Origin of the sequence: Xanthobacter sp. NM-25, assembly GCF_022138605.1 — a bacterium.
Classification (GTDB): Bacteria; Pseudomonadota; Alphaproteobacteria; order Rhizobiales; family Xanthobacteraceae; genus Xanthobacter.
This window is the reverse complement of the sequence record NZ_JACBFS010000003.1, coordinates 293,935-313,258: the sequence shown is the minus strand read 5'-3', so window position 1 is coordinate 313,258 and position 19,324 is coordinate 293,935. Positions and strand designations below refer to the sequence as shown.

Below are 19,324 nucleotides of genomic sequence, written 5' to 3'. Positions count from 1 at the left end.
GGAAACCCACGAGACCGCCCGGGCGGCCAATGCGGACAGCAGGGATGACGGAGACGAAGGCCCGCATATTCGATCTGTCGGAACCGCGCCTCGCGCCCCTGCGCCAGGACCGGGTGCCGGCCTTTCTCGTGGATGCGCAGACCGCCGTCGTTCTCAGCGCCACCCCCGCCAGCGCCGACCTCGGCGTGGTGGCGGACGCGCCGTTGCCACCCTCGATCGCCGAAATCGCCCAACAGCTCGCATGGCAGAGCGGGCCCACCCTGGTGCGGCTGCGCCCGCCCGGCGACGGCGCCCACCAGGTGTTCCGCTGCCTGCCGCTCGACCTTGAGGGACACCGCACCCTGCTGTTCTCGGATCCCGCCGTACCCGACGCCGCCGCACCGATCGCCGCGCCCGCCGCTCCGGCGCCGGCCGTGGAACGCTTCACCTTCGAGATGGACGCCGAAGACCGCTTCCGCTCCCTTTCCCCGGTGTTGGCGGGCGCCCTCGGCGCGACCGCCGGACGCTGGATCGGCGCCCGTGTGCCGGAACTCGAAGCCGCGGGCCTCGTGGGCGGCAGCCCCGGCGGCGGCGGCGTGCTGACGGACGTTCTGGCGCAGGGCGTCAGCTTCTCCGGCATCCGCCTCGCGGTGCGCCAGCCACAGCCGCTGGACCTGGAGCTGGGTGGCGTGCCACTGCTGGATCCGCGCCGCCGCAAGCTTGGCACGCGCGGTTTCGGGCTCCTGCGCCGCGGCGCCATGCCGATGACCGACGAAGCCCCCGCCATGCCATCGCCACCCGCGCCGGAGAGTGCGGCGCCAGTCGCCACCAATGTGGTGCCCTTCGGCAGCGCGCTCTCGGCCCGCGACAGCAAGACGTTCGAGGAGATCGGCCGGGCCTTGACCGGCTTCATCGGCGGCGAGGAGCCCGATGCGCCCGGCCCGGCCCCGGACGACGACACCACCGCAACCCTGCCAGCTGCCTTGCCCACCGCCGTGCTCGACGCCCTGCCGCTGGCCACGGTGCTGGCCGATGCCGACCAGCCGGTGCACGCCAACCGCACCTTCTTCGATTGGACCGGGTGGCCGGACCTCGCCGCGGTGGAAGCCGCCGGCGGTCTCGACCACGCGATTCAGATCCGACCCCAGGGGAACAGCAGCCTGATGACCGCCACCGGCGAGCGCCTGCCCGTGACTGCGCGCACCATGACCGCCCCCTTCCTTTCGCCGGATGCGCGGCTGCACGTGCTGCGCCGGCTCGACCGGGCCAATGAGCTGGATCCGCCCGCCCGCGCGCCCGAGGACAGCCGCCGCGCCGCCCTCGATCTGGTGCCCTGGCCGCTGCTGCTGATCGACGCGGGCAGCCGCATCCTGTTCGCCAACCGGGCAACGGTGGCCCGGTTCGGCTTTCCGGCCGAGGACATCACCGGCCACTCCTTCATTCTGCTGGTGGCGCCGGCCCAGCGCGCCGGCGCCTATGGCTGGCTGGAGGGCGCCACGGCCGGCGCGGCCAACGGCGACGGCGCCATCGCCCCGTTGCAGCTGACCCTGCGGGCGCGCAATGGTGAGGAATTGGAGGCCCTGGCCGGTCTCGCCCGCATCAGCGAGGTTCCCGCCGAATTCTGCCTGGTGTTCGGCCCCACGGCGCCCCCCGCCAGCGCCCCCGCCGCCGATGCCGCCGGCAGCTCCGTGACGGCCCCGCAGCGCGCCGCGGCGGCGACGAACGACGCCGCAGCGCAGACGGCGCCCACCGTGGCGCCCTCCCCCGACCCGCCCGCTGAACCGGCGCACCAGCAGGTGGCCCCACGGCCTCCCGAGGCGGCGCTGCAATTGGTGGCGCGCCGATTGGCGGAAAGCCTGGCGCCGGCCTTCGCCACCCTGCGCGATCCGGCGCGGCAGCCCGACGACAGCCTGCTGCCGCCGGACCTGCGGGCGGCCATGGAGACCGTGCAGCAGAGCCTCGACGATCTGAGCGCCCTCGCCACCCCGCTGGGCGAGCCGCCGCTGGAGCCAACCGCACCCGCAGCCCTGGTGCACGCCGCCCTCGCCGAGCTGCGGCCGGTGGCCCGGCGCCGGCATGTGACGGTGCGGACCGACATCGACGACGTGCCACAGATCACCTCCGCCCCGCCACGCCTGGCCCGGCTGGTGCGGCTGATGCTGGAAGAGGCGCTGAGCGCCGCGCCGGCCGATTCCACCATCATCATCTCCCTCACCTGCGAGGATCCCGACGGCACCAGCCCGGTGTATCTGCAGATCAACGATGCGGGCGATGCGGTGGACGAAGTGGACGATGCCGCCGCCCGGCGCCCCCTCACCCTCTCCCCCGGCACCGATCGCTTCAGCCGCGCCGGCCGGCCGCTCCGGCTGGCCCGTCTGGTGGCGGAAGCCGATGCCCTCGGCGCCCGGTTCGAGATCGTGCGCGGCCGGCCGCGGGGCATGTGCGCCCGCCTGACCCTACCCCGTTAGGAGAACGCCCCGCGCAGCCGCCCAGAGCGGCGCGCGAATACCTCCGGAACCCGCATGTCGCCCGCCACTTCTTTAGAAAAATTCTGATTCACGCGCTCGGAATTCTACGCAGTTGACGGCGAAGGCCCGTGTCTGCGTAAATGAGAATGAGAAGCACGTTTTTGGATGACTTCTAATTGAGCTGATCTGGGCATTGCCATGATCGTTTGTTCTTGCAACGTCTTTTCGGACCGTCAGGTCCTCGATGCCCTTGCGGCGTCGGATGGGATGCGTACGCCCGGCGAGGTTTATCGCTGCCTGGGCTGCTCCCCCCAATGCGGGCGTTGTGCCCGCACCATTCGTGCCATCATGGATCAGGCTCAGGCCCGCAGCTGCGCCGGGTGCGCGGAGGATTGCGCGGTCGCGGCCTTGACCGGCATGGTCGCGGCGGAGTAACCGCCGGCACGGGTCACACCGCTGAACCGCAAACGCCATCGTGAACCGGCGGCGCACCGATAGCGTCGGCCGAGCGGTTTCCGGGTGTTGAAATCAACTTAGAATTTGTCTAAAACCATTTCGACTTCACAAGGTATGGCCGGTTTTAGGCGTCAGGAGCAGACCATGAAAGGCGATCCGAAGGTTATCGAATACCTCAACAGAGGCCTTCGCTCGGAGCTGACCGCCATCAATCAGTACTGGCTCCATTATCGCATGCTCGACAATTGGGGCTACAAGGCGCTGGCGAAGAAGTGGCGCGCGGAATCCATCGAGGAGATGGTCCACGCCGACAAGTTCACCGACCGCATCCTGTTCCTGGACGGCTTCCCGAACATGCAGGTGCTCGATCCGCTGCGGATCGGCCAGGACGTGAAGGAGATCCTGGAGGCGGACCTCGCCGCCGAGCTGGACGCCCGCGCCCTCTACCAGGAAGGCGCCACCTACTGCCAGTCGGTGAAGGACTATCCGAGCCGCGACCTCTTCGAGGAGCTCATGGCCGACGAGGAAGGCCATATCGACTTCCTCGAGACTCAGCTGGACCTCGTCGCCAAGCTCGGCCTGCAGCTCTACGCGCAGCACCACATCGGCGAGATGGACGAGGATTGATCCTCTCCACCACCGACAGATCCGAAAGCCCGGCCTCGCGCCGGGCTTTTTCGTATGGGATCAAGGCGTTTAGTGACAGCTATATGTTACCTCCGCAGGCAATCGCGCCAGCCTTGAAAGCGACACAGAATATAACGATGTTGCCCCCGAACTGAGGCGCCCTCCATCGCGAGGCGCCCTTCCGCTCTTCCATGAGACGGATCCACCAGTCCCCGGGGCGCGCTGACGCGGATCGGCGTGCCGCGCGGCGGGGAGACCGGCGATGGAGCCTTCCATGGCCCGACCATTCGAGAGTTGACGTTGAAACTTGGCGCACCCACACGTCGCCTCGCGCTGATCGTCGCCGCCGGCTGCGGGCTCGCCGCAGGGGTGGCGCTGACGGCGCTGGCGCTGCTTCCCCTGCTGGTGCCCGCCGCCGATCTGCGCCGTTCCGCCATCGAAGCCGTGGCCGGCACCACCGCACAGGGCGTCACCATCACGGGCGACCCGGTGCTGCAGCTGCTGCCCTCGCCGCGCGTCATCCTGCACAAGGTCACCTTCTCCCTCCCCCGCGACCAGGCCCTGGATGCGGAATCGGTGGTCAGCCGCATCAATCTGTGGCCGCTGCTGCTCGGCCATGTGGAGATCGCCGACGTCACTCTGGTCAGCCCCACCCTGGTGCTGCGCCGCGAGACCGTCCGACCACAGCTCGGCATGGCCGGCTTCCTCGCCGCCGCCGATGCGCCGGAATTGCGGGTGGTGAACGGCACTGTGGTCTGGCGCTCGGAAAGCGGGCTCACCCAGGAGCTGGTGTCCGGCATCGACGGCAGCATCGACCGCATGCGCAATGGCCGCGGGGTCGCCCTCGACGTCACCTTCGACTGGCGGGACGAGGCGGTGGAAGCCAGCCTCGCGGTCGACAATATCCAGGATTTCCTGGCCGGCACCCAGAGCCCCACGCGGATCGCCCTGTCGTCCCGCAGCGCCATTGTGCGCTTTCGCGGGCAGAGCAGCTTCGGCAGCAGCTTCGGCGCCGACGGCACGATCTCGGCCGACGTGGATTCGCTGCGGGCCCTGCTCGAATGGCTCGGCGCCACCGCCCCCACCGCGCGCGGCTTCGAGGCGTTCAGCCTCTCGTCCCATTTGGTGATGGACGACAATCAGCTCTCCCTCACCAAGGCGATGCTGGACCTGGACGGCAACCGCGCCGAGGGCGGCCTGCTGCTGAAGCTCACCGACGCCCGGCCGATGCTGCAGGGCACGTTCGCGGCCGAGCGGCTCAATCTCAATCCGTATGGCCGCCTGCGCCTGACCAGCGACAACGGCCTGGAATGGAGCCGGGAGCCCATCGACCTCTCGGTGCTCAACGCCTTCGACCTCGACCTGCGCCTGTCGGCGGGTCAGGTCACCGCCGGCGACACCCTGTTCACCACGGTGGCCGCCAGCGCGGTGCTGTCCGAAGGGCGGCTGGTGCTGGCGCTGGGACAGACCAACGGCTGGAACGGCATGCTGCGCGGCACGGCGACCCTGGCCCCCCTGTGGGCCAACCGCGCCAGTGGCACCGGCCTGTCGCTGCATGTGGAAGCCGACTGCACCGACATCGCCCTCGCCCCGGCCCTCGCGGACCTTGCCGGGCTCGATCATTTCGAGGGCACCGGCACCCTGCAGTTCGACCTCCAGGGCGAGGGCCGCAGCCCGCAGGACATTGCCCAGACCCTCGCCGGCCGGGTCAGCCTCACCAGCGAGGGCGGTTATCTGGTGGGATTCGACGTGGCCCAGGTTCTGCGCCGCATCGAGCGCCGACCGCTCTCCGGTGGCGATCCGCGCGGTGGTCGCACCGCCTTCGACCGGCTGGTGGCCCGCGCCACCCTGCAATATGGCCTTGCCACCCTCGATGAGATGAAGCTCAGCGGCAAGTTGGTGCGGCTCTCCCTGGGCGGCACCCTGGATGTCGGCACCCGCTCCCTGGACCTGACCGGCGAAGCCGCCCTGATAGCCCCGCCCAAGGGCAGCCTGCCGGATATTTCGCTGCCGTTCGTGATGCAGGGACCCTGGGTCTCACCCCGCATCATCGCCGATCCCGCCAGCCTGATCGAGCGATCCGACGCCGCCCAGTCGTTGCTGGAGGCGGTCAAGGGTCACAAGAGCGCCATCACCACCGTGCGGTCGGTCATCGAGAAGCTGGTGGCGCCCGCCGCCGCCCCGGCAGCGGCTCCGGTCGCGACACCTGCAGCACCCCCTGCAGCAACCCCTGCTGCAATACCTGCCACGCCCCCCGCCGCCACCCCGGCGGCCCACGCGACACCGGCCGACTGAGATCACCCATCTCTGGCCGGGCGAGCCGCCGCTCACTGGGCCGCGGAGCTCTCCCGCGGACGGGTGCCGGGCCTTAAGGCATCATGGCGCAGCCGGGCGAACATCAGGTGGTCTTCCCACACCCCGTTGATGCACAGATATTCCCGCGAATAGCCTTCGCGCGTGAAGCCGCAGCCCTCCAGCAGCGCGATGGAGGGGCGGTTGTTGGGCATGCACGCCGCCTCCACCCGGTGCAGGTGGAGCACTTCATGGGCCACGGGCAGAAGCGCCGTGACAGCGGCCTTCATATAGCCCTGCCCGGCATAAGGCGCACCCATCCAATAGCCGAGGCTCGCCGCCTGGCAGACCCCGCGACGGACGTTGGAGAGGGTGAGGCCGCCCAGCAGCTGGTGGTCGCCCTGCCGGAACACCAGCAGCGGATAGGCCTCGTCCGCCAGCATGTCACGGGCGTAGCGCCGCAGCCGCCGCCGGAAGGCGCCGCGGCTGAGGTCATCGGACGGCCATAACGGTTCCCAGGGGGTGAGAAAGGCCCGGCTCTGCGCCCGCAGGTCCCGCCACGCGGGGAAGTCCCCCGTCTGCGGCACCCGCAGATACACCCTGTCGCCCTCGATGCTGGGCAGGACATCCGGCGCGAACAACGTGCTCAGCAGCCACATGATGGTTTCGTTCAACCCTCGTCTTGCCGGCCCACCGACCGCCATCCGTCGTTCGTGCCGCGCCGGGCCCTGCCGTTCTGGCGGGCCCACTCACCGCCGGGCGAGCCCTTCCACCGCACGCGCCGCCGGCTCCAGCCCGGCCTTGGGGCCAAGCGCCGCCAGGGTCGGACGCCCGCGCGCCACCAGATCTTGCGCCACCCGCTGCACCGCAGCAACGTCCACCGCATCCACTCTGGCGACGATCTCGTCCACCGGGATGATGCGGCCGAAGCCCAGGAGCTGCCGCGCCAATTGGTCGGCCCGCGCGCCCGAGCTCTCCAGCGCGGCCAGAAGGCCCACCTTCATCTGCGCCTTGGCGCGGGCCACCTCGCTCTCGGTGATGCTGTCCTGCGCCGCCAGGAGCTGCTCGATGACCGCTTCCGACAATTCGCCCACGTCGCCCACATCGGTGCCCGCATAAATGCCGAACAGGCCGGTGTCCGCATAGCTCCAGTGGAAGGAATAGATGGAGTAGCACAGGCCGCGCTCCTCCCGCACATCCTGGAACAGGCGGGACGACATGCCGCCCCCCAGCACATTGGTGAACACCTGCAAGGCGTGGAAATCGGCGTCGAGATAGGAACAGCCTTCCAGGCCGATCACCACATGCACCTGCTCGGTGTCGCGAGCGGTGAGGCCAAGGCCTCCGGCGTAGCGCGCGCCGGGCTGCTCCGGCTTGTCGCTGGCGCCGATGGACGCCAGCCGGCGGCGCGCCTCTTCCACCACCTGCTCATGCTGCACCGCGCCGGCGGCGGCCACCACCATCTTGGGGCCGCGATAGGTGCGGCCGAGATAGGCGCCGAGCTGGTCGCGGCTGAAGCCGCGCACCGTCTCCGGCGTGCCGAGGATGGAGCGCCCCACCGCCTGGCCGGGAAAGGCCTGCTCCTGGAACAGGTCGAACACCAGGTCGTCGGGGGTGTCCATCACCGCGCCGATCTCCTGGACGATGACGTTCTTTTCCCGCGCCAGCTCGTCGGCGGCAAAAGCCGGCTCGGTCAGGATGTCGGACAGGATGTCGAGGCCGAGACCCACATCCTCGCCCAGCACCCGCACATTGTAGCTGGTCTGTTCCACCGAGGTGGCGGCGTTGATGTCGCCGCCCACCTGCTCGATCTCCTCGGCGATGCGCCGCGCCGACCGGCGGCGCGTGCCCTTGAAGGCCATGTGCTCCAAGAGGTGGGAGATGCCGTGCTCGTCATCCTGTTCGTCGCGGGCGCCGGCGCCCACCCAGATGCCGAGGGAAGCGGTGCCCAGGTGCTCCATGGAATCAGTAACGACGAGAATGCCGTTCTCGAGGGTGGAGACGTCGACGCTCATGCCGTCTCCTTTCACGCCGCCGCGCCGGCGGCGATGCGGGCCCGGCCGCGAATGAAGGCTTCCACCGCCTCGAGATCATTGGGCAGCACGGTCACGCTCTCCCGGCGGCTCATCAGGTCCGTCATATGGGGCGGCAGCGGCGGCCGGAAACCGGTGGCGGCGGCCACCGCATCGGGGAACTTGGCCGCATGGGCGGTGGCCAGCACCACCTGCGGCACCTTGGCGGCATGCTCCACCTTGTCGGCCACGGTGAGACCCACCGCCGTGTGCGGATCCACCAGATAGCCCGCGCCCTTGTAGAACCTGGCGATGGTGGCGGCGGTCTCCGGCTCATCGGCGCGGGCGGCGGAGAAATCGGCGACGATGGCGGCCAGCGCCTCCTTGGGCAACGTGAAGCTGCCCGACTGAGCGAGCGAGCCCATGAGCTGGCGGATGACGCCGGCATCCCGGTCCACCGCCTCGAACAGCAGGCGCTCGAAATTGGACGACACCTGAATGTCCATGGACGGCGAGGTGGACGGCGTCACCCCCGTCACCTCGTAGCGGCCGGTATTCAGGGTGCGCACCAGGATGTCGTTGACGTTGGTGGCAATGGCGAGATCGCGGATGGGCAGGCCCATCTTCTTCGCCACCCAACCGGCGAGGATGTCGCCGAAATTGCCGGTGGGCACCACGAACGACACCTCGCGATAGGGCGCGCCGAGGGCCGTGGCGGCATAGAAATAATAGACCACCTGGGCGACGATGCGGGCCCAGTTGATGGAATTGACCCCGGCCAAAGCCAGCTGATCGCGGAAGGCGTGGTGGTTGAACATGGCCTTCACCATGCTCTGGCAATCATCGAACGTGCCTTCCACCGCGATGGCGTGCACGTTGGGCGAGTTCACCGTGGTCATCTGCCGGCGCTGGACCTCCGACACCCGGCCGTGGGGATAGAGGATGAACACATCCACCGCATCGGAGGTGCGGAACGCCTCAATGGCGGCCGAACCGGTATCGCCCGAGGTGGCGCCGACAATGGTGGCGCGGGCGCCACGGGCGCTCAGCACATGGTCCATCAGCCGGGCCAGCAACTGCATGGCCACGTCCTTGAAGGCCAGGGTCGGGCCGTGGAACAGCTCCAGCACGAAGCGGTTCGGCCCCACCTGCACCAGCGGCGTCACCGCCGGGTGGCGGAAGCCCGCATAGGCATCGGCGATCATCAGGTCGAGGGCGCGTTCCGGCAGCGCATCCCCCACGAACGGCGCGATCACCGCCTTGGCGACGGCGGGATACGGCTTGCCGGCGAGGGCGGCGATGGCCTCCGGCGCAAGGGTCGGCCAGGTTTCCGGCACATAAAGACCGCCGTCACGGGCGAGACCCGCCAGCAGCGCATCGGAAAAAGAGAGAGCCGGGGCTTCGCCGCGGGTGGAGACGTAACGCAAAAGATCCTCGCCGGATTGGGACCGCATCGAAACGATGACGACAGGGGCGCTAAACTAAACGCTTGCACCGGTCGGGGAAAGGCTTCCGCTACACGGCGCAAAAAAGCCGCGCCCGAAGGCGCGGCTTGCCGGGTGCCGATCGGCGCGGCGCTCAGGACCGCTGCTTCACATAGCGGCCCGGCGCATCCTCGATGGGCGTCAGGCGACCGCCGCCCACCTCACGCGCGGGCACATCCTGCGGGCTCAAGGCGGAGAACCAGGCCAGCCAGTCCGGCCACCAGGAGCCCTTGTGCTCCTGAGCGCCGTCCAGCCAGCCCTCATAGTCTCCGCCCGCGGGCCCGTCCGCCCAGTATTGGTACTTCATCTTGGCCGGCGGATTGACCACGCCGGCGATGTGGCCGGAGCCCGCCAGCACATAGCGCACCGGCCCCGACAGCAGATTGGCGCCGACATAGACCGACTTGGGCGGCGCGATGTGGTCTTCCCGGGTGGCCAACGAATAGACCGGGATCGTCACCTTGCGCATGTCCAGGGTGACGCCGGCCAGCTCCGCCTTGCCCTTGGCGATGTTGTTGGAGAGGTAGCAGTTGCGCAGATAATAGGAGTGGTTGGCCGCCGGCATGCGGGTGGGATCGGCGTTCCAGTACAGAAGATCGAACGGGAACGGATCCTTCCCCTTCAGATAATTATTCACCACATAGGGCCAGATGAGATCGTTGGAGCGCAGCAGGTTGAAGGCGGATGCCATCTTGCTGCCCTCGAGATAGCCCGTGGACTTCATTTTGCGTTCGAGAATGGAGAGCTGCTCCTCATCCACGAATACCTTCAGGTCACCCGCGTGAGTGAAGTCGATCTGCGTGGTGAGGAAGGTGGAGGAGGCGATCCGGTCGTCCCCGGTCTCGGCCATATAGGCGAGGGTCGCCGCCAGAAGGGTGCCGCCGACGCAATAGCCCACCGTATGCACCTGCCGCTCACCGGAGGCGATGGCGACGGTGTCGAGCGCGGCCATGATGCCGTCGCGCATGTAATCGTCGAAGCCCTTGGTGGCGAGGCGCGCGTCCGGATTGACCCAGGAGATGGTGAACACGGTAACGCCCTGATCCACCAGCCACTTGATCAGAGATTTCTCGGGGGTCAGGTCGAGAATATAGAACTTGTTGATCCACGGCGGCACGATCAGCACCGGGGTCTTCTTCACCGTCGGCGTGGTTGGCGCATACTGAATGAGCTGCATCAGCTCATTCTCGAAGATCACCTTGCCGGAGGTGAGGGCGAGGTTCCGCCCCACGGCGAAGGCATTCATGTCGGTCTGGCGGATGCGCAGGGTGCCGTTACCCTCCACCAGGTCCTCGGTGAGGTTCTTCATGCCCTTCACCAGGTTCTCGCCCGATGAGGACAGGGTCTCGCGGATCAGCTCCGGATTGGTGAGCACGAAGTTGGAGGGCGAGACCGCGTTGGAGATCTGCTTGACCAGGAACTCCGCCTTGTGCCGCACATGCGGGTCGAGGCCGTCGGCCTCCTTCACCATGTCTTCCGCCCAATGGGAGGTGACGAGATAGGCCTGCTTCAGGGCATCGAAGATGGGGCTCTCGCTCCAGCCCTGATCCTTGAAGCGCTGGTCCCGGGGCTCCGGCGCGGCGACCGGCTCCACCGGTTCGCCCGCCAGCTTCTTCACCGTATTGGCCCAGACCGACAGATAGCCCGTCATCAGCCGCGACTGGGCCTCGATGGAGCGCTGGGGATCGGTCATCCAATATTCGGCCACCTGGCCGACGGTCTTCAGCGCATCGGCGATGTCGTCGGCGAGATCGTCGGTCTTGCCGGCTTCGCGGGGCGCGAGATAGGCAGCCATGGCCTTGCCGCCCTCCTCCACCATCTGTGCCAGATTCTGGGCGAAGGTCTCCAGATTGAGATTCTTCTGCCCCTCTCCGGCCACCGGCGCCTTGGCTTGAGGGGCCTTGGCTTGAGGGGCCTTGGCTTGAGGGGCCTTCTCCTGAGGCGCGGTGACGGCGGCGGGCGCGACCGCCGGTGCCGCAGCGGCGGGCTCCGCCGGCACGGTGAGCGTGTCCGGAGTCGGTGCAGGCTGGACAGCGGAACTGGTCATGGCACGCTCCATAGCATCACAAATCGACGCAACCTGTACGAGAGAAAGAGCATAGCCCGAGACGATGGGGCCAATGCAAGGCGTTCCTTAGCGCAGCGGGATGTCGGCGACGTGGCGGGCGGCGCCCTGTGCATATGGTGCATCGCAGCAGGCGCCGGGCGTGCGGGAGGGACGTCGGATGTCGATCGCGACGCGGCGGCGATTCTCCGCGTTCCCCTCACCCTGGGCTGTCCTTCCCTGCTCCTGATGCCGTTTTTTCCGGGCTTCCGGCTCAGGTTGTTTCGCATTTCCCAATTTGCGCATATTAGCGGAGGACGCGACCCGGATCGAGCCTCGCGGGATGATCGAGGCCACCCACAGCACCAGGGATGTGTGCGTTCATGCCGACGATGCGCCCCCGCCCGCGGATCCTGCCTCTCCCCGTCCCGGCCCGCGCCGCCCGCCCTCTCGCCACCTTCGGCGTCCTCACCACCCTGGCCCTGGGTCTGGCCGCGTGCGCCAACGATACGCCCCTCACCCTGCCGGTGCCGCCGGATACCTCGAACGTGGCCGAGGTGCCGGCCGATTCCTATCCCACCATCGGCACCACCCCGCGCACCGGCCGCGCGCCCATGACCGATGCGCAGCGCGCCCGGCTGCAGCGGGATCTGGAACAGGTGTCGCGGGATCGCGAGGCGAAAATTCGCAGCGCCGTCGACAGCGGGAATTGACCACTCTCGCCGGTTTTGCCCCACAACGATCGCAATCGTTGCTTTTTCATTCAGCGAAGAGTGCTAAAAGACCCGTTCGCCGCGCCGGGAGAGGGACAGGTGCGGCTTGTTCATCACACCCTGTGACACGGCCTTTGGAGCCATTGAGATGACCACCGACTTTCACCGCATTCGCCGGCTGCCGCCTTACGTGTTCGAGCAAGTGAACCGTGTAAAGGCCGCCGCTCGCAATGCCGGGGTGGACATCATCGACCTCGGCATGGGCAACCCCGATCTCGAGGCGCCGGAACATGTGCTGGAGAAGCTGAAGGAAACCATCGGTAAGCCCCGCACCGACCGCTATTCCGCGTCCAAGGGCATCCCCGGCCTGCGCCGCGCGCAGGCGGCCTATTATGAGCGTCGGTTCGGCGTGAAGCTGGATCCCGATCGGCAGATCGTCGCCACTTTGGGCTCGAAGGAAGGCTTCGCCAACATGGCGCAGGCCATCACCGCCCCCGGTGACGTGATCCTGACCCCCAACCCGTCCTACCCCATCCACGCCTTCGGCTTCCTGATGGCCGGCGGCGTCATCCGCTCGGTGCCGGTGGAACCGGGGCCGGAGTTCTTCCACGCCATGGAACGGGCGGTGAAGCACTCCATTCCCAAGCCCATCGCCGTAGTGCTGTGCTATCCCTCGAACCCCACGGCCTGCGTGGCGGATCTCGAATTCTACAAGGACGTTGTGGCCTTCGCGAAGAAGAACGAGCTCATCGTTCTGTCCGACCTCGCCTATGCCGAGCTCTATTTCGACGACAACCCGCCCCCCTCGGTGCTGCAGGTGCCGGGCGCCATGGACGTGACGGTGGAGTTCACCTCCATGTCCAAGACCTATTCGATGGCCGGCTGGCGCATGGGCTTCGCGGTGGGCAACGAGCGGCTCATCTCGGCGCTGGCGCGGGTGAAGTCCTATCTCGACTACGGCGCCTACACGCCCATCCAGGTGGCGGCGGCGGCGGCGCTGAACGGCCCGCAGGATTACGTGGCCGAGATGCGCGAGACCTATAAGAAGCGGCGCGACGCACTGGTGGACAGCTTCGCCCGGGCCGGCTGGGCGGTGCCCGCTCCCAAGGCCTCCATGTTCGCCTGGGCGCCCATTCCCGAGCCGTTCCGCGAGATGGGCTCGGTGGAATTTTCCAAGCTGCTCATCGAGAAGGCGGAAGTGGCTGTGGCCCCGGGCGTCGGTTTCGGCGAGCATGGCGACGATTATGTCCGCATCGCGGTGGTCGAGAACGAGCAGCGCATCCGCCAGGCGGCGCGCAACATCCGCCGCTTCTTCGATCAGGCCGGCCTGACTCTGCATAATGTGGTGCCGCTCACAGCGGCCCGCTGATCCGCGTCACGCCCGCCCCGCCCGAACGCCCGCCCACCGCGGGCGTTCTCGTACCTTCGGAAAGAACCGGTCCGATCCATGAGTGAATTGAAAGTCGGCCTCGCGGGCCTCGGCACCGTCGGGGCCTCCGTCATCCGCATGCTCCAGCGCCGCGCCGATGAACTGGCCCTGCGCACCGGACGCACCATCAAGGTGGTGGCGGTGGCGGCGCGGGACCGGACCCGGGATCGCGGCGTCGACCTTTCGGCGCTGCGCTGGTACGACGACCCGGTGGCGCTGGCCCGGGATCCCGACATCGACGTGTTCGTGGAGCTGATGGGCGGCGACGGCGACCCCGCCAAGGCGGCGGTGGCCGCGGCGCTCGATGCCGGCAAGCCGGTGGTGACCGCCAACAAGGCGCTGCTCGCCAAATGGGGCGTTGATCTCGCCCAGCGCGCCGAAGCCTCGGGCGCGGGCCTCCATTTCGAGGCGGCGGTGGCGGGGGGCATCCCCATCGTCAAGACCCTGCGCGAATCCCTGGCCGGCAACGTGGTGGAGCGGGTTTCCGGCATTCTCAACGGCACCTGCAACTACATCCTCACCCGCATGGTGGACGAGAAGCTCTCGTTCCAGTCCTGCCTCGCCGAGGCACAGCGCCTGGGCTATGCGGAAGCCGACCCCACCTTCGACATCGACGGCTTCGACACGGCCCATAAGCTCGCCATCCTCACCTCGCTGGCGTTCGGCACCCAGGTGGATTCCGAATCCATCTATGTGGAAGGCATCCGCCAACTGACGCTGGAGGATCTCGAGGCCGCCGACGACCTCGGCTACAAGGTGAAGCTGCTGGGCGTCGCCCTGCGCACCGAGACCGGTATCGAGCAGCGGGTGCATCCCACCATGGTGCCCAAGCATTGGCCCATCGCCCAGGTGTCCGGCGTCACCAATGCGGTGGCGGTGAATGCCGATGCCGTCGCCCTCACCCTGGTGGGCCCGGGCGCCGGCGGCGACGCCACCGCCTCGGCCGTGGTGGGCGATCTGGCTGATGTGGCCCGTGGCGTGCGCGGCTTCGCCTTCGGCCTGCCGGTGGCCAGCCTCGCCAAGGCCGAGCGCGCGCCCATGCAGCGCCACGAGGGTGGCTATTACATCCGCCTCTCGGTGGTGAACAAGCCCGGCACCGCCGCCACCATCGCGCGGCGCATGGCCGAGGAGAACATCTCGCTGGAGTCCATCGTCCAGCGCCGTCCGCCCCAGGACGCCGGCGCCTCCGTTCAGGGCACCGCGCGGGTGATCCTCATCACCTATGCCACCTCGGAACAGGCGGTGCGCCGCGCCATCTCGGCTATCGAGGCCGATGGCGTCGTCACCGCCCTGCCGCAGGTGATCCGCATCGAAAAGGATTGATGACATGAGCGCCGCCCGGATGGCTCCGGTCCTGGATCGCCGCCTCGCCCTCGATGTGGCGCAGGTGACTGAGCGCAGCGCCGTTTCCGCCGCGCGTCTGCGCGGACGCGGGGACGAGCAGGCGGCCGACCTCGCCGCCATGTCCACCTGCTATCGCGAATTGAAGCAGGCGCCGGTGCACGGCACCGTGGTCATCGGCGAAGGCGCCGAAGGCGAAACCGAGCACCTGTTCGTGGGTGACACCTTCGGGCTCGGCGGCGAACCGGTGGATCTCGCGGTGGATGCCCTCGAAGGCTCCACCCTGTGCGCCAAGAACATGGAAGGCTCCATTTCGGTGCTGGCCATCGCCGAGGCCGGATCCCTGCTGAAGGTGCCGCCGGTCTATATGGAGAAGCTCGCCATCGGACCGGGCTATCCCGAGGGGATCGTCTCCCTTTCGCAGCCGCCTGAGGAGAATGTGCAGGCGCTGGCCGAGGCCAAGGGCGTGCCGCCTTCCGAGATCACCGCCCTGATCCTCGACCGGCCGCGCCACGCGCCGTTGATCGAAGCGGTGCGCAAGACCGGCGCCGCCATCAAGCTGATCACCGACGGCGACGTGGCCGGCATCATCCACACCACCAATCCGGAAGACAGCGGGGTCGACATCTACCTCGGCCTAGGCGGCGCCGCGGAAGGGGTGCTGGCGGCGGCGGCGTTGCGCTGCATCGGCGGGCAGATGCAGGGCCGCCTCGTGCTCGACACCGAGAAGAAGCGGGCCCAGGCCAAGGCGCTGGGCATTCGCGACGGCGCCAAGATCTATCACCTGGAAGAGATGGTGCGGGGCGACTGCCTGGTCTCGGCCACCGGCGTCACCGACGGCGCCCTCCTGAAGGGCGTGCGCTTCGGCCGGGATGTGATCGAGACCGATACCATCGTGCTGCGGGCGGCCACCGGCACGGTGCGGCGCATCACCACCCAGCATCGGGACTTCCGCAAGTTCCACTTCGCGCCCTGAAGCGCGGGGCTTTTCTGTACCGCCGGCCCGACGTTCCGCACACCAAGGCGGCCGCAGCACTCGCGCATCCGTCTGGCCGGCGAGCGATCCCGGCAGACCCGCGCGACCCGAGAAAAACCCAGCATGTGACACGGGCTTTCGCTAGGCTCGTGATCCTGCGCGGCACCGGTGCTGCCGCAGCGCCGTGTGGTGGGAGACCATGGACCATCTCATCTTCCACCTCGCCGTTTCCCTCGCTATCGGCCTGCTGGTGGGCGTGGAGCGCGGCTGGCAGGAGCGCAAGGAAGCGGAGGGTAGCCGCACCGCCGGCATCCGCACCTATGCCCTCACCGGCCTGCTCGGCGGGGTGTGCGCGGCGCTCTCTCAGGCCTTGAACAGCGCAGCCGTGCTGATCGCCGCGGGGCTCGCCACCTCAGTTCTGTTCGCCGTCTTCAAATATCGCGAGATGGTGCGGGACAACGACTATTCCATAACCGGCCTGGTCGCCGCCATGCTGGTGTTTGCCCTCGGCGCGCTGGCGGTGGCGGGCGAAACCTCGGTCGCGGCGGCGGCGTCCATCGCCGCCACCTCCCTGCTTGCCACCCGGCAGATGCTGCATCAGGCCGTGCGCCGCCTCACCTGGCCGGAGCTGCGCTCGGCCTTGATGCTGCTGGGCATGACGGTGATCGTGCTGCCGCTGCTGCCCGACCGCGCCATCGATCCCTTCAACAGCATCAATCCCCGGCAGCTATGGCTGTTCATGGTGCTCACCGCCTCCATCTCGTTCGCCGGCTATGTGGCGGTGAAGGTGGCAGGGCCGGAAAAGGGCATCCTCATCAGCGCCATTGGCGGCGCCATGGTGTCCTCCACCGCGGTCGCCCTCGCCTTCGCCCGGCGGGCCGCCGGTGGGGAAGCACCGTCCCTGCTGGCGGGGGGCGCGGCGGTGGCCGCCATGGTGTCGGTGCTGCGGGTCTGCGTCATCTGCGCGGTGGTCGCCCCTAGCCTGCTGCTGCACCTCGGCCTGCCGGCGCTCGCCGCCGCCGCCGGCTTCGGCATCACCGGCGCGCTGATGATGCGCCGCAGCAGCGGGGCCCGCGGGGAATCGAGCCTCGGCAATCCGTTCGACCTCGGCCCGCTGGCCGCCTTCGCCGCCATGTTCGGCGCCATCTCCGCCCTCAGCGGCTTCCTGCTGAAGGCGGTAGGACCGGGCAGCCTCTTTCTGGTGAGCGCGGTGGCGGGGCTGGTGGATGTGGACGTGCCATCGCTGAACGCGGCGCGTCTGGCCGGAAGCGGCCTGTCGTTCGAAGGGGCGGCTTTGTGCATCCTCGTCGCCCTCGGCATGAACGGCGTGGGCCGGGTGGTGCTGGCCGCTGCCGCGGGGACCCGCGCCTTCACCCTGCGCTTCCTCTGTGCCACCCTCATCGCCATGGCGGCGGGCGGCGCGGCGCTGCTCGCCATGCAGGCGCTCTGAGCGCCTGCGCTCCAACTCGGCCTCGACGTTGCCGCACGGCTCTGGCTTCATAGCTGGGTGAATATCGCCCTGACGAATCGCCCCTTCCTCAATGTCTCCCGCTCCGCCACCGATCGCACCTGGCGCGAGCGGCTCGACGGGCGCGGCGCCCAGACCGCCCTCGCCATGACCCAGCGCTACGGCATCAGCGAGCTGCTGGCCCGGGTGCTGGCCGGCCGCGAGGTGGCGCTGGACGAAGTGGAGACCTATCTCGACCCCACCATCCGCACCCTGCTGCCCGATCCGGACACCCTCACCGACATGGCGCCCGCGGTGGCGCGCCTCACCCGGGCGGTGACCGGTGGCGAGCAGGTGGCGGTGTTCGGTGACTATGACGTGGACGGCGCCTGCTCCACGGCGCTGCTCGTGGGCGTGCTGCGGGCCGCCGGCCTTGATCCCCTGTTCCATATTCCCGACCGCATCTACGAGGGCTATGGCCCCAACGTGCCGGCCATCGAGGCGCTGGCGGCCCAGGGCGTGACGCTGCTGGTGACGGTGGATTGCGGCACCACCTCCGCCGAGCCTTTGGCCGCCGCCCGCCGCCTCGGCCTCGACGTGGTGGTGATCGACCATCACCAGGCCAACGAGGCGCTGCCGCCGGCGGAAGCCATCGTCAACCCCAATCGGGAAGACGATCTTTCCGGCCTCGGCCATGTGTGTGCGGCGGGGCTCACCTTCATCACCGCCGTGGGGTTGGTGCGGGCGCTGCGGCTGGCCGGCCATTTCGGCACCGGGCGGCCGGCTCCGGACCTGCTGGAGGCCCTGGACCTCGTCGCCCTCGCCACGGTGGCGGACGTGGTGCCGCTGAAGGGCCTCAACCGCGCTTTCGTCAACAAGGGCCTGATCACCCTGCGCCGGCGGATGCGGCCGGGGCTCACCGCCTTGATGGATGTGGCCCGGCTCGACGGCCCGCCCCGCCCCTATCACCTCGGCTTCATTCTCGGCCCTCGCATCAATGCGGGCGGCCGCATCGGCGACGCCACCCTGGGCACCCGGCTGCTGCTGAGCACCGATCCGCTGGAGGCGAAGACCATCGCCATCGAGCTCGACCGGCTCAACGCCGAGCGCCAGGACGTGGAGCGGGCCATCGTCGCCGCCGCCGAGCTGGAGGCACAGGCCGCTCTCGGCCTCGCCGATGAGGGCTCGGTTGTGGTGGTCAGCGGCGATGGCTGGCACCCCGGCGTGGTGGGGCTGGTGGCCTCCCGCCTCAAGGAGCGCTTCCAGCGGCCCGCCTTCGCCATCGCCTTCAACGGCGCCACCGGCACCGGCTCCGGCCGCTCCATCGCCGGCGTGGACCTCGGCCGGGCGGTGCGTGAGGCGGTGGAGCTGGGGCTGCTGGTGAAGGGTGGCGGCCACGCCATGGCCGCGGGCCTCACCGTGGAGCGCACCCGCCTTGGGGAACTGCGCGCCCATTTCGAGAGTCGCCTCGCCGCTGATGTGACCCGGGGGCGGGCCGAAGGCACCCTCACCCTCGACGGCGCCCTGACGGCGGCAGCCGCCACACCGCGCCTGGTGGAGAGCCTCGCCCAGGCCGGACCGTTCGGCGCTGGCAATGCCGAGCCGGTGTTCGCCTTCCCCAACCACAAGGTGACCTATGCGGAGAGCTTCGGCACCGGCCATGTGCGGGCCCGCATCGTCTCCGGCGACGGCACCAGCCTGAAGGCGGTGGCCTTCCGCATCGCTGAGGAACCCCTCGGCCGCGCGCTGCTCGCCGCCCGCGGCCGCCCCATGCACGTGGCCGGCAGCCTCGACCTCGACACCTGGCAGGGCGAAACCCGCGTGAGCCTCCGGCTCAAGGACGTGGCGGAGCCGATGTAGAAACGTCGAAAGCATAGCCCGGACGAGATTAAAAACTGCAGCTGTTGCGTCACTGTGCAGGACACCTGAGGGTGCAGGACACCTGAGGACCGGACGTGCATCAGCCGCCATGGAGCCATGGCTCACGACCACCAGCGCCCCGGATCCAGCCAAATTCGCGCATCGCGCCGGAGCGCCGCCGGCCTATTCTCGGGTG

14 protein-coding genes are annotated in these 19,324 nt (G+C 68.8%); 10 read left to right on the top strand and 4 right to left on the bottom strand.

What is annotated here, in order from left to right; genetic code table 11:
- Positions 1-44 precede the first annotated feature (44 nt).
- The 4 genes from MEU52_RS10255 (at position 45) to MEU52_RS10240 (ending at position 5,825) form a co-directional block, all read left to right on the top strand.
- Positions 45-2,447: a PAS domain-containing protein gene (locus tag MEU52_RS10255; RefSeq protein ID WP_238121183.1), complete on the top strand. Its 2,403-nt coding sequence runs from the start codon at positions 45-47 to the stop codon at positions 2,445-2,447.
- A gap of 198 nt (positions 2,448-2,645) precedes the next feature.
- Positions 2,646-2,882, top strand: coding sequence for a (2Fe-2S)-binding protein (locus MEU52_RS10250; protein WP_238121182.1), 237 nt, complete (start codon positions 2,646-2,648; stop codon positions 2,880-2,882).
- A 165-nt stretch (positions 2,883-3,047) separates the two neighbouring features.
- Positions 3,048-3,530, top strand: a complete 483-nt coding sequence (gene bfr / locus MEU52_RS10245) for a bacterioferritin (RefSeq protein WP_238121181.1) — start codon at positions 3,048-3,050, stop codon at positions 3,528-3,530.
- Between the two features lie 300 nt (positions 3,531-3,830).
- Complete coding sequence (locus tag MEU52_RS10240; protein WP_238121180.1) at positions 3,831-5,825, top strand: AsmA family protein; 1,995 nt, start codon at positions 3,831-3,833, stop codon at positions 5,823-5,825.
- Between the two features lie 32 nt (positions 5,826-5,857).
- Here MEU52_RS10240 and MEU52_RS10235 read toward each other — a convergent pair whose 3' ends face one another.
- The 4 genes from MEU52_RS10235 to phaC form a co-directional block, all read right to left on the bottom strand.
- Positions 5,858-6,481, bottom strand: a complete 624-nt coding sequence (locus tag MEU52_RS10235; RefSeq protein ID WP_238121418.1) for a GNAT family N-acetyltransferase — start codon at positions 6,479-6,481, stop codon at positions 5,858-5,860.
- 90 nt (positions 6,482-6,571) lie between these two features.
- Entirely contained in the window at positions 6,572-7,837 is a 1,266-nt protein-coding gene (locus MEU52_RS10230) for a M16 family metallopeptidase (protein ID WP_238121179.1), read from the bottom strand.
- A gap of 11 nt (positions 7,838-7,848) precedes the next feature.
- Entirely contained in the window at positions 7,849-9,288 is a 1,440-nt protein-coding gene (gene thrC / locus MEU52_RS10225) for a threonine synthase (RefSeq protein WP_238121178.1), read from the bottom strand.
- Between the two features lie 124 nt (positions 9,289-9,412).
- Positions 9,413-11,365, bottom strand: a complete 1,953-nt coding sequence (phaC, locus tag MEU52_RS10220) for a class I poly(R)-hydroxyalkanoic acid synthase (protein WP_238121177.1) — start codon at positions 11,363-11,365, stop codon at positions 9,413-9,415.
- 380 nt (positions 11,366-11,745) lie between these two features.
- Between phaC and MEU52_RS10215 the strand changes: the two genes are divergently transcribed.
- The 6 genes from MEU52_RS10215 (at position 11,746) to recJ (ending at position 19,128) form a co-directional block, all read left to right on the top strand.
- A complete protein-coding gene (locus MEU52_RS10215) occupies positions 11,746-12,075 on the top strand; it encodes a hypothetical protein (protein WP_238121176.1) in 330 nt (109 codons plus the stop codon).
- A 148-nt stretch (positions 12,076-12,223) separates the two neighbouring features.
- The gene (locus tag MEU52_RS10210; protein ID WP_238121175.1) at positions 12,224-13,444 is read left to right on the top strand and encodes an LL-diaminopimelate aminotransferase; all 1,221 of its coding nucleotides are present in this window, start codon (positions 12,224-12,226) and stop codon (positions 13,442-13,444) included.
- A 78-nt stretch (positions 13,445-13,522) separates the two neighbouring features.
- Positions 13,523-14,827, top strand: coding sequence for a homoserine dehydrogenase (locus tag MEU52_RS10205; protein WP_238121174.1), 1,305 nt, complete (start codon positions 13,523-13,525; stop codon positions 14,825-14,827).
- A 4-nt stretch (positions 14,828-14,831) separates the two neighbouring features.
- Positions 14,832-15,821 carry a class II fructose-bisphosphatase gene (gene glpX, locus MEU52_RS10200; RefSeq protein ID WP_238121173.1) on the top strand — a complete coding sequence of 330 codons (990 nt, stop codon included), beginning with the start codon at positions 14,832-14,834 and terminating at the stop codon, positions 15,819-15,821.
- A 199-nt stretch (positions 15,822-16,020) separates the two neighbouring features.
- Positions 16,021-17,271, top strand: coding sequence for an MgtC/SapB family protein (locus tag MEU52_RS10195; RefSeq protein WP_238121172.1), 1,251 nt, complete (start codon positions 16,021-16,023; stop codon positions 17,269-17,271).
- A gap of 57 nt (positions 17,272-17,328) precedes the next feature.
- Positions 17,329-19,128, top strand: a complete 1,800-nt coding sequence (gene recJ / locus MEU52_RS10190) for a single-stranded-DNA-specific exonuclease RecJ (protein ID WP_443266559.1) — start codon at positions 17,329-17,331, stop codon at positions 19,126-19,128.
- Positions 19,129-19,324: the final 196 nt, after the last annotated feature.